This window comes from Neisseria sp. P0009.S007 (assembly GCF_051962515.1).
In genome coordinates this window covers 1-12455 of sequence record NZ_JBQCVF010000057.1, presented here as the reverse complement: position 1 = coordinate 12455, position 12455 = coordinate 1, and the positions used below count along the sequence as shown (strand labels likewise).

The window sequence follows — 12455 nt, the reverse complement described above, 5'->3', positions numbered from 1 at the left end:
GTTTCCCAATCCATCAGTGCTTTGCACATGGTTTCCATCTTATCGCGATTTTCATCCAAGATTTTGTAAGCCACTTGATATTGCTCATCCAAAATACGGCGGATTTCCGCATCGATATCTTGTTGGGTTTTCTCGGAAATATTTTGAGAACGGGTCACGCTGCGACCCAAGAACACTTCACCTTCGTTCTCAGCATAAACCATCACACCCATTTTGTCGCTCATACCATAACGCGTTACCATCTCGCGTGCCATTTGAGTTGCACGCTCAAAGTCGTTAGAGGCACCGGTAGAGATACGGCCGACAAAAATATCTTCAGCAATACGGCCGCCGAACAAAATGGAGATCTGGCTCAACATTTGGTCTTTGTACATGCTGATGCGGTCACGCTCAGGCAGTTGCCAAGTCAAACCTAAGGCACGGCCGCGCGGCATAATGGTTACCTTGTGAACCGGATCGGTAAACGGCAGGCTTTCCGCTACGATTGCATGGCCTGCCTCATGATAGGCTGTCGCACGTTTTTCATCTTCATGCATCACCATGCTGCGGCGTTCAGGACCCATATAGATTTTGTCTTTCGCATCTTCAAAGTCGCTTTGATCGACTTTAACTTTATTGCGACGACCGGCAAACAAAGCAGCTTCATTGACCAAGTTTGCCAAATCCGCACCTGAAAAACCAGGTGTACCACGAGCTAAAGAAGTCAAATCTACAGATGCATCCAAAGGCACTTTTTTAGCGTGGACTTTCAAGATTTGCTCACGGCCACGAATATCAGGCAATGGAACAACGACTTGACGGTCAAAACGGCCCGGACGTTGCAACGCAGGGTCAAGTACATCAGGACGGTTGGTTGCTGCAATCACAATAACGGTTTGATTACTTTCAAAACCATCCATTTCAACCAATAATTGGTTTAATGTTTGCTCACGCTCATCATTACCACCGCCCAAACCGGCACCGCGCTGACGGCCGACCGCATCAATTTCATCAATAAAGATGATGCATGGTGCGTTTTTCTTGGCCTGCTCGAACATATCGCGGACACGGCTCGCACCGACACCAACAAACATTTCCACAAAGTCAGAACCTGAGATACTGAAGAACGGCACACCTGCCTCACCGGCAATCGCTTTGGCCAGCAATGTTTTACCCGTACCGGGGCTGCCTGCCAACAAAATACCGCGCGGCACACGACCACCTAAGCTTTGATAACGATTGGGGGCTTTTAAATAATCTACGATTTCTTGTACTTCTTCTTTTGCCTCATCACAACCAGCAACATCGGCAAAAGTCACTTTATTGGAATCTTTATCCAACAAACGCGCACGGCTTTTACCAAAAGAGAAGGCACCGCCTTTACCGCCACCGCCGCTTTGCATGCGCATGAAGTAGAACCATGCACCAATCAACAACAAAACAGGTAGCAGGCTGTAAAACAGACTGGCCAGCATGCTTGGTTTTTCTTCTGGAGTTACTTTGACGCGTACTTTGTTGTCCAACAGTGTTTTAACCAAGTTGTCATCCAAAGGCGCATTGGTATAGAAGGCAGTTTTATCGGTGCGCTCACCTTTAATCAGATAGCCGCTGACAACAGATCCTTCGATATTGACATTGGATACTTCGCCACTATTAACTTGCTGAATAAATTGAGAATATTCGATTTGCTGTTTATCTTCCTGCTTATCGCTGAGTGCATTGAATGCTGCTAAAAGCATAGCACCACCCACTACCCAGACTAATATGTTTTTAATGGTATTCCCCACTGAACAGGCTCCATGGTTACAAAATAAATAAAATCAAAGGAAAGAATTTTAAAGCACCCACCCTACATTGTCAGCGTTTATTTTTGCCTAATAGGTAAATCTCACTGGAACGATTGCGGGAAGCATCCGGCTTTCGAGTTTGCACACTGGCAAAAATTTCGCGCATTGCCGCCGTATATTCCTGATAGCCCGCGCCTTGAAACACCTTCACCAAAAAACTGCCTCCGGGTTTCAAATGCTGCGAGGCAAAATCCAAAGCCAGTTCACACAGGTAAAAACTGCGTGCCTGGTCTGTTACGGCATTGCCTGACATATTGGGTGCCATATCACAGATTACAAGGTCTAACGGGCGATTATCCAATAAGGCTTCAAACTGTTCCAAAACAGTATCTTCCCTAAAGTCTCCCTGAATAAACGACACGCCTTCAATCGCATCCATCGGTAAAATATCCAAAGCAAACACTGCCCCTGTTTTACCGACCAGCTTGGCCGCCACCTGCGACCAACTACCCGGCGCACTACCCAAATCCGCTAAGACCGTACCCGGCTTGATCAATTTATCTTTCTGATTGATTTCCAATAATTTATAAGCCGCTCGGGCACGATATCCATCCTTTTGTGCCATATGAACATAATGATCGTTGACATGCTCATGCAGCCATGCTTTTGAAGATTTTGAGCGTACAGCCATCTTGGTTTGAAATGCTTAAGTTAAAAACCAGTATTGTACGTTATTTCCCCCGTAAATGTTCTAAATCGCGTACAATATAGCCATTATTCTTTTTAATTGGATACTTATCAAAATGAGCGACAACAAACTAAGCACCAAAGAAATTTTGGCCTTGAAAGCCCAAGCACACCACCTCCATCCCGTTGTTATGGTTGGCCAACAAGGTTTGACCGACTCCGTCATTAAAGAAACCGACGCCGCATTGACAGCACACGAATTGATTAAAGTCCGTGTTTTTGGCGATGACCGTGCAGAACGTATTGAAATTTGCAATGCCCTGTGTGAAACACTGGGTGCCCAACTGGTTCAACACATTGGTAAATTACTTGTTTTATGGCGTAAAAAACCGGACGAAGAGTAATTCGAACTGAACAAACAGCAGAAGTATTTTCTCAACCCACTTTATTCCATCTTCTGTTGTATTTATGCAGCATAAAACAATTTATTCCATTATTCTAAGTATAAAAATACAAATACGGTTGCCTGTTTTTGTAAATAACCCCAAAATTACAAAATCATAACGGCCGCATCCTGTCGGCCGATTATTTTATCCTTGAATCCTTCATAAATATAAAAAACGATGAATGCTCAACAATATGAAGAATCTTTTCTTCTGGCAAAAAAATTAATTACTCAAGACCCGCCTGACTTTGTGCAAGCTATTCCATTGCTCTGCGAGGCAGCAGAGGCGGGACATATCGAGGCTGCATTTCAACTGGCAGGATGCCTGTTCGAAAACCACGAAAACGAACAAGATTTGGCAATTGCAGTTGAATATTTAAAACAAGCGGCAAGAGCCGGTCATCCCTATGCCCGTTACAATCTTCTCCAATTACAAGAAAATAACGGCGCAGAAGTAGAAACGCTTATTTCAGCCTATCAAGAACTTGCCGAAGAAGGCTTGGTTCCGGCTCAGCTACGCCTGATGCGTTTATATGCGGATAGCGGCAATGAACAGCAAGCAGTCAAATGGGCATTGAAAGCTGCCGAGCAACACAACCCTCAGGCGCAATATTTCTTAGCCCAACACTACCAATACTCAAGCACCCCCGATTTAGAATATTCCCATAAACTCTACCAGCAATCTGCCGCACAGGGATTTATTGCAGCACACTGGCAACTTGGTCTTCAATATAAATTGGGGCAAGGTGTCGCACAAAATCCTGAAAAAGCAATCGAACATTTACGAATTGCCGCCAATTACGACATTGTTCCGGCTCAAACTTCTCTTGCAGAACTCTTATCGGCCTCAAACCCTGCCGAGGCATTAGAATGGTTTGAAAAAGCGGCAGAACAAGGAGACAGCAATGCGCATGTAGCGCTTGCCGAAATCTATCTTTTGGGAAAAAACACCGAACGAGACCCTCAAAAGGCCTATCAACATGCTAAGTCTGCTGCGGATCAAAATGACCCGGAAGGCTTGCGCCTTTTGGGAGATATCCATCGCTACGGATTGGGACGAGCAGTTGATGCAGACACCGCCCGTCAGTATTATCAACGCGCAGCCGACTTAGGCAATCTTGTCGCTTACCAAAAACTTCTTTCTGACAGCGCGTTGAATAACCAGCAAAACTACGAGCTGACCAAAGAAATCGCCCTCCAGCGCCAAGAGGCCGAGCGCCTATACAAACTGGCATTCGCGGCCCACTATGGTTTAAAACGCCAACAAAATTATGCCGAAGCACTGGAGCTATACCTTCAGTCTGCAGAACGAGGACACAGCAAATCACAAACCAATCTTGGCATGATGTATTACAGCGGACAAGGCGTACCTGTCGATTATGCCCAAGCGGCGAAATGGTTTGAAGCGGCAGCCAAACAAAGGGATACAATGGCTCAATATAATCTTGCCTGTCTGTATTACCACGGCCTGGGTGTAGAGAAAGACATCAATAACGCATGTTTTTGGCTGCAAGAAGCCATCCAACATGGACATGAGCAGCAAGATGTTCTCAAAGAGCTTTTAGCTCAATGGAAGCAATTTGCTCAAAAATCCTCTACAGTTTAAAGGCCGTCTGAAATTCTCAGACTACTAGATAAATGACATGCCCAGCTATTCAACCAGCCTGTGCATGTCATTTTTTTAATTTTCGCATCCTCAATCATCGTCTTCTTAGAATTTCACTCTTTCTTAACCTCTTTCAAAATCTTCAGACGGCCCATTCGCTTGTAAAAAATAACACGGTCTGAATTTTCTTTTTTAAACTCAAAGTCTAAATTTAATTTTCGATTTTAGACAAATTTTGAAAATTAATTTTCGTATCCGAATTTATTCATCAAAACAACAGAGACTTTTACCGTGTCTGTTTAATATTCCGATTTAAAAACCATCATAAGGGCACTCTCAAAAAATCATCAATTCAACCTCTACCCTTCTTATTAATATCAACAGCGCGATTTGCCAGTTTGCCCAATTACTGATAGCATTTGCAGGTTAGCCAGTTTGCAAAAAATTTTAATTTTTCAGAATTTTCATTTCTACATATAACGTATTGAAAATATTTAAATAATTAAAATTTTTTCGAATTTGACTCTTGGAATTTTCGTTTATAAGCCGTATTTGTTCACAAACGAAAATATCGGGGTACTACTCCGTCATTGAAAAACACTCAACACAAGGATAGATATTATGTCCACCCAATTACACGATGTTGACCCAATTGAAACCAAAGAATGGTTAGACGCGTTAAGCTCTGTTTTAGAATATGAAGGCAGCGAACGCGCCCAATACCTGCTGGAAAGTTTGGTCAAATACAGCCGTGACAAAGGCATCCGCATGCCTCACGGCACCACTACTCCATATTTGAATACTGTTTCCGTTGAAAACGAAAAAGGCATTCCCGGCGACCAAAACATCGAACACCGTATCCGTGCATTCGTTCGTTGGAACGCTGCCGCTATCGTTTTGCGCGCAGGTAAAAAAGATTTGGAATTGGGTGGACACATTGCATCTTTCCAATCAGCCGCCACTATGTACGAAGTCGGCTTCAACCACTTCTGGAAAGCTAAAGGTGAAGGCGAAGAAGGCGATTTGGTATTCTTCCAAGGCCACGTTGCCCCTGGTATCTACGCACGCGCTTTCGTTGAAGGCCGTCTGACTGAAGACCAATTGAACAACTTCCGTCAAGAAGTTGCCGGTCATGGTCTGCCTTCCTATCCTCACCCTCACCTGTTGCCTGACTTCTGGCAATTCCCAACCGTATCTATGGGTCTTGGCCCATTGATGGCGATTTACCAAGCCCGTTTCCTGAAATACTTGGAATCTCGCGGCCTAGCTAAAACCAAAGGCCGTAAAGTATGGGTATTCTGTGGCGACGGCGAAATGGATGAACCTGAAAGCCAAGGTGCTATTGCTCTGGCTTCACGCGAAGGCTTGGATAACCTGGTATTCGTCATCAACTGTAACCTGCAACGTTTGGACGGTCCAGTACGCGGTAACGGCAAAATCATTCAAGAGCTGGAAGGCAACTTTGCCGGCGCCGGCTGGAATGTTGTGAAAGTCATCTGGGGTCGTCGTTGGGACCGCCTCTTGGCAAAAGACAAAGATGGCATCCTGCGCAAACGTATGGAAGAGTGCCTGGACGGTGACTACCAAACTTACAAATCCAAAGACGGTGCATACGTTCGCGAACACTTCTTCAATACGCCTGAACTGAAAGCATTGGTCGCCGATATGACTGATGAACAAATTTGGGCATTGAACCGCGGTGGTCACGACCCTCAAAAAGTGTACAACGCTTACGACCGCGCAGTGAACCACGCCGACGGCAAACCTACTGTCATTTTGGCTAAAACCATTAAAGGTTACGGCATGGGTGCATCCGGCGAAGGTCAAAACGTTGCTCACCAAGCCAAGAAAATGGACAAAGCTTCTCTGAAACAATTCCGTGATCGCTTTGACATTCCTGTTACCGACGAGCAAATCGACAGTGGCAACCTGCCTTACCTGACTTTTGCTCCCGACAGCGAAGAATACAAATACCTGCATGCACGCCGTGAAGCTTTGGGTGGCTACCTGCCTCAACGCAAACCTACCCAAGAAGTTCTGGAAGTGCCTGAACTGTCAGCATTTGAGACTCAACTGAAATCCAGCGGTGACCGTGAATTCTCAACCACCATGGCTTTCGTCCGCATCCTGTCTACTTTGTTGAAAGACAAAAAAATCGGCAAACGCGTGGTGCCTATCGTTCCAGATGAAAGCCGTACGTTCGGTATGGAAGGTATGTTCCGTCAATACGGTATTTGGAACCCTAAAGGCCAACAATACACTCCTCAAGATAAAGACCAACTGATGTTCTATAAAGAATCTGTTGACGGTCAAATCTTGCAAGAAGGTATTAACGAACCAGGTGCTATGGCTGACTGGATTGCTGCTGCGACCAGCTACGCAAACAACGACTTTGCCATGATTCCTTTCTACATCTACTACTCTATGTTCGGTTTCCAACGCGTCGGCGACTTGGCATGGGCAGCAGGCGATATGCATGCACGCGGTTTCCTGCTGGGTGGTACAGCCGGCCGTACAACACTGAATGGCGAAGGTTTGCAACATGAAGACGGCCACAGCCACATTCAAGCAGATTTGATTCCAAACTGTGTAACTTACGATCCGACATTCCAATATGAAGTAGCCGTTATCGTACACGATGGCTTGCGCCGTATGTATGTTAACCACGAAGACGTGTTCTACTACATCACCCTGATGAATGAAAACTATACCCATCCGGACATGCCTGAAGGCGTAGAACAAGACATCCTGAAAGGTATGTACTTGCTGAAAGCCGGCGGCAAAGGCGATAAAAAAGTCCAATTGATGGGTTCCGGTACCATCCTGCAAGAAGTCATTGCCGGTGCCGAATTGTTGAAAGCCGACTTCGGCGTAGAAGCAGACATCTGGTCTTGCCCATCATTCAACCAGCTGCACCGCGATGCCATCGAAGTGGAACGCTTCAATCGTCTGAACCCATTGGAAACTGCAAAAGTACCGTTTGTTACTTCTCAACTGCAAGGTCATGACGGTCCGGTTATTGCCGCTACCGACTACATCCGCAGCTATGCTGACCGTATCCGTGCCTACATCCCTAACGACTACCACGTCTTGGGTACCGATGGCTTCGGTCGTTCCGACAGCCGTGCCAACCTGCGCAGCTTCTTCGAAGTTGACCGCTACAACGTTGCCGTTGCTGCATTGAGCGCTCTGGCCGAACAGGGCAAAGTCAGCAAAGAAACCGTTCAACAAGCCATTGAAAAATATGGTATTAAAGCCGATGCAGCTCCTAGCTGGAAACGCTAATTGATGTTTCAGACGGCCTGTTAACATTAGGCCGTCTGAAAACCAAATGTTTGAATGGTTTGAACAGACAAACTGTACCGATGCCGTGTGAAACAGTTTTCAGACGGCATCAAACTGAAAATATTAAAGGAACTCAAATGAGTATCGTAGAAATCAAAGTCCCTGATATCGGCGGTCATGAAAACGTCGACATCATCGCTGTAGAAGTTAAAGCAGGCGACACCATTGCCGTTGACGACACCCTGATTACTTTAGAAACCGACAAAGCCACTATGGACGTACCTGCCGATGCAGCCGGTGTCGTGAAAGAAGTTAAAGTTAAAGTTGGCGATAAAATCTCTGAAGGCGGCGTTATTCTGACCGTTGAAACCGATGCCGCCGCTGCCGATGCAGCCCCGGCTCCTGCAGCTCCCGCTGCCGCTCCTGCCGCAGCCCCTGCAGGCGGGGCAACTGTAAAAGTTGTTGTCCCGGATATTGGCGGTCATACAGATGTAGACATTATTGCCGTTGAAATTAAAGTTGGCGACACTGTTGCCGTTGACGACACTCTGATTACTCTGGAAACCGACAAAGCCACTATGGACGTACCATGTACAGAAGCCGGTGTTGTTAAAGCCGTATTTGTAAAAGTTGGCGACAAAGTATCTGAAGGTTCTGCCATTATCGAAGTAGAAACCGCCGGTTCCGCCGCAGCTGCTCCTGCTCCTGCCGCTCAAGCTGCCGCACCTGCACCAGCCGCTGCTCCGGCTCCTGCTGCTCCCGCACCAGCCGCTACGCCTGCTCCAGCTGCACCTGCAGCTGCCAAAATTGACGAAGCTGCTTTTGCCAAAGCCCATGCAGGTCCTTCCGCACGTAAACTGGCGCGCGAATTGGGTGTAGATTTGGGTCAAGTTAAAGGTACCGGTCTGAAAGGCCGTATCATGGGCGAAGACGTTAAAGCCTTCGTTAAATCCGTTATGCAAAGCGGTGCAGGCAAACCTGCCGCTGCCTCTTTGGGCGGTGGTCTGGACTTGTTGCCATGGCCTAAAGTTGACTTCTCTAAATTCGGCAGCGTCGAAGTTAAAGAACTGTCTCGCATTAAGAAAATCTCTGGTCAAAACCTGTCTCGCAACTGGGTTGTGATTCCTCACGTTACCGTACACGAGGAAGCGGATATGACCGAATTGGAAGAATTCCGCAAACAGCTGAACAAAGAATGGGAACGCGAAGGCGTGAAACTGTCTCCATTGGCCTTCATCATTAAAGCCTCTGTTGCTGCACTGAAAGCCTTCCCTGAATTCAACGCCTCTTTGGATGGCGACAACTTGGTGCTGAAAAACTACTTCAACATCGGTTTCGCAGCAGACACGCCAAACGGCTTGGTTGTTCCAGTAATCAAAGACGTGGATCAAAAAGGCTTGAAACAAATCAGCCAAGAGCTGACCGAATTGTCTAAAAAAGCCCGCGAAGGCAAGCTCAAACCACAAGAAATGCAAGGCGCATGCTTTACCATTTCCAGCTTGGGCGGTATCGGCGGTACAGGCTTCACGCCAATCGTGAATGCTCCTGAAGTTGCCATCTTGGGCGTGTGCAAATCCCAAATTAAACCGGTTTGGAACGGCAAAGAATTCGCTCCTCGCCTGATGTGCCCATTGAGCCTGTCCTTCGACCACCGCGTCATCGACGGTGCCGCCGGTATGCGCTTTACCGTATTCCTGGCTAACCTGTTGAAAGACTTCCGCCGCATTACTCTGTAATCCGAGCATTTTCAGACGGCCTTTTTACTCAGGCCGTCTGAAAAAAGAAGTCCGAACATCATTCAGAAAGATTAGACATGAGCTTAGTTGAATTAAAAGTGCCCGACATTGGCGGTCACGAAAACGTAGATATTATTGCGGTTGAAGTAAATGTAGGCGACACCATTGCTGTGGACGATACCCTGATTACTTTGGAAACCGATAAAGCCACTATGGACGTACCTGCCGAAGTTGCAGGTGTCGTTAAAGAAGTTAAAGTTAAAGTCGGCGATAAAATCTCCGAAGGCGGCTTGATTGCAGTCGTTGAAGCCGAAGGTGCGGCTGCCGCTCCTAAAGCCGAAGCACCAGCTGCTCCTGCGCAAGAAGCACCTAAAGCAGCCGCTCCTGCTCCTCAAGCTGCTCAATTCGGCGGTTCTGCCGATGCCGAATACGACGTAGTTGTATTGGGTGGCGGCCCTGGCGGTTATTCTGCTGCATTTGCCGCTGCTGACGAAGGCTTGAAAGTTGCCATCGTCGAGCGTTACAAAACTTTGGGCGGCGTTTGCTTGAACGTTGGCTGTATCCCTTCCAAAGCCCTGTTGCACAATGCTGCCGTTATCGATGAAGTGCGTCACTTGGCTGCCAACGGTATCAAATACCCAGAGCCTGAACTCGATATCGACATGCTGCGTGCTTACAAAGACGGCGTGGTTTCCCGTTTGACTACCGGTTTGGCAGGCATGGCCAAAGGCCGTAAAGTAGACGTTATCCAAGGCGACGGCCAATTCTTAGATCCGCACCACTTGGAAGTGTCGCTGACTACCGGCGACGTGTACGAGCAAGCGACTCCTACCGGCGAGAAAAAAATCGTTGCCTTCAAAAACTGTATCATTGCAGCAGGTAGCCGCGTAACCAAACTGCCTTTCATTCCTGAAGATCCACGCATCATCGATTCCAGCGGTGCACTGGCTCTGAAAGAAGTACCAGGCAAACTGTTGATCATCGGCGGTGGTATTATCGGTCTCGAAATGGGTACGGTTTACAGCACTTTGGGGTCTCGCCTGGATGTTGTTGAAATGATGGACGGCCTGATGCAAGGCGCAGACCGCGACTTGGTTAAAGTATGGCAAAAACAAAACGAATACCGTTTTGACAACATCATGATCAACACCAAAACTGTTGCTGTTGAGCCTAAAGAAGACGGCGTTTACGTTACTTTTGAAGGTGCAAATGCGCCTAAAGAGCCACAACGTTACGATGCCGTATTGGTGGCTGCCGGTCGTGCGCCTAACGGCAAACTCATCAGCGCCGAAAAAGCAGGCGTTGCTGTAACTGACCGCGGCTTCATCGAAGTGGACAAACAAATGCGCACCAACGTGCCGCACATCTACGCTATCGGCGACATCGTCGGTCAACCGATGTTGGCACACAAAGCCGTTCACGAAGGCCACGTTGCTGCGGAAAACTGTGCCGGCCATAAAGCCTACTTTGACGCGCGCGTTATTCCGGGTGTTGCTTACACTTCTCCTGAAGTGGCATGGGTTGGCGAAACCGAGTTGTCTGCCAAAGCTTCCGGCCGCAAAATTACCAAAGCCAACTTCCCATGGGCTGCTTCCGGCCGTGCAATTGCCAACGGTTGCGACAATGGTTTCACCAAGCTGATTTTTGATGCTGAAACCGGCCGCATCATCGGTGGCGGTATCGTTGGTCCTAACGGCGGCGATATGATCGGTGAAGTCTGCTTGGCGATTGAAATGGGCTGTGATGCCGCCGATATCGGTAAAACCATCCACCCACACCCAACCCTGGGAGAATCCATCGGTATGGCTGCGGAAGTGGCATTGGGCGTATGTACCGACCTACCGGCTCAGAAAAAGAAATAAGTTCACTCAAATAAAATTTGAACGAACTTGATGGAACAAAGGCCGTCTGAATGTTTCAGACGGCCTTTTTGCAAACAAGGAGACTTAATATGAAAAAAATCGAAGCTATTATCAAACCTTTCAAACTCGACGATGTACGCGAAATCCTGACTGAAATCGGCATTACCGGCATGACCGTCAGCGAAGTCAAAGGTTTCGGCCGCCAAAAAGGCCATACGGAAATTTATCGCGGCGCAGAATACGCAGTTGATTTCCTGCCTAAAGTGAAAATCGAATTGGTATTGGCTGACGACAAAGTCGATCAGGCTGTTGATGCCATTTTAGAAACCGCACATTCCGGCAAAATCGGTGACGGTAAAATCTTCATTTATCCGGTTGAAGAAGCTATCCGTATCCGTACCGGTGAACGCTCGGAAGCAGCGCTTTAATAGAAATCGCAAAACACAGAATACAAATGCCGTCTGAAAATAAGTCGTAGCGTGGTTTGCTCAGGACTTATTTTTCAGACGGCATTAATTGAATACCCCCCATTCTCTAAAGTCTATCCAAGTAAACCTATTATCGAAAACTTCACGCTATCAAGCATGGAGGAGTTCGAGGCAATGCTTCACCTGACCTTCGTGAACGACTTTACCGTATCAAATAACTCTTTCCAAAGCAGGGCTAACCCCAATCCCATACTTGCAAAACCTCAACGCCCTCCTTTTAAAATCAATTCTTCGCATTTTTTCCTATTCTTGTTGTTGCCTAACTTTTCAGACGACCCCTTTCTTTATCCAAACTCCGTTATAATGACGGCTTTAAAATTAATTTATCCAAAGACAGTCTTATCATGAAACACATCCACATTATCGGTATCGGCGGCACATTTATGGGCGGCGTAGCGGCTATTGCCAAAGAAGCAGGTTTTAAAGTCAGCGGTTGCGACGCAAAGATGTATCCGCCGATGAGCACCCAGCTTGAAGCCTTGGGCATAGACGTACATGAAGGTTTTGATGCCGCTCAATTGGACGAATTTAAAGCCGATATTTACGTTATCGGTAATGTTGCCAAACGCGGCATGGATGT

The 12455-nt window shown here is 47.1% G+C and carries 9 protein-coding genes; 7 read left to right on the top strand and 2 right to left on the bottom strand.

Features of this window, described 5'->3' with window-relative positions; all coding sequences use genetic code 11:
• Together ftsH and rlmE are read right to left on the bottom strand one after the other, a co-directional pair.
• On the bottom strand, positions 1-1766 hold a 1766-nt coding region (gene ftsH, locus ACTHS3_RS06955), incomplete at its 3' end, for an ATP-dependent zinc metalloprotease FtsH (protein ID WP_440367503.1).
• A gap of 70 nt (positions 1767-1836) precedes the next feature.
• Positions 1837-2457, bottom strand: coding sequence for a 23S rRNA (uridine(2552)-2'-O)-methyltransferase RlmE (gene rlmE, locus ACTHS3_RS06950; protein WP_070625324.1), 621 nt, complete (start codon positions 2455-2457; stop codon positions 1837-1839).
• Positions 2458-2569: 112 nt separating this feature from the next.
• Here rlmE and yhbY point away from each other — a divergent pair, with 112 nt between their 5' ends.
• The 7 genes from yhbY to ACTHS3_RS06915 all read left to right on the top strand — a co-directional run.
• Positions 2570-2857 carry a ribosome assembly RNA-binding protein YhbY gene (gene yhbY / locus ACTHS3_RS06945; RefSeq protein WP_049323205.1) on the top strand — a complete coding sequence of 96 codons (288 nt, stop codon included), beginning with the start codon at positions 2570-2572 and terminating at the stop codon, positions 2855-2857.
• Between the two features lie 219 nt (positions 2858-3076).
• Positions 3077-4504 (top strand): tetratricopeptide repeat protein, encoded by a 1428-nt coding sequence (locus tag ACTHS3_RS06940; RefSeq protein WP_070625326.1) that lies wholly within the window; start codon positions 3077-3079, stop codon positions 4502-4504.
• Positions 4505-5125: 621 nt separating this feature from the next.
• Positions 5126-7789, top strand: coding sequence for a pyruvate dehydrogenase (acetyl-transferring), homodimeric type (gene aceE / locus ACTHS3_RS06935; RefSeq protein ID WP_070625328.1), 2664 nt, complete (start codon positions 5126-5128; stop codon positions 7787-7789).
• Positions 7790-7926: 137 nt separating this feature from the next.
• Positions 7927-9525: a dihydrolipoyllysine-residue acetyltransferase gene (gene aceF / locus ACTHS3_RS06930; protein ID WP_070504889.1), complete on the top strand. Its 1599-nt coding sequence runs from the start codon at positions 7927-7929 to the stop codon at positions 9523-9525.
• Between the two features lie 77 nt (positions 9526-9602).
• A complete protein-coding gene (lpdA, locus tag ACTHS3_RS06925) occupies positions 9603-11387 on the top strand; it encodes a dihydrolipoyl dehydrogenase (protein ID WP_049344805.1) in 1785 nt (594 codons plus the stop codon).
• Between the two features lie 89 nt (positions 11388-11476).
• Positions 11477-11815, top strand: coding sequence for a P-II family nitrogen regulator (locus ACTHS3_RS06920; RefSeq protein WP_003683576.1), 339 nt, complete (start codon positions 11477-11479; stop codon positions 11813-11815).
• A gap of 404 nt (positions 11816-12219) precedes the next feature.
• Positions 12220-12455 (top strand): Mur ligase domain-containing protein (locus ACTHS3_RS06915; protein WP_440367501.1); only part of this gene is annotated, 236 nt, incomplete at its 3' end.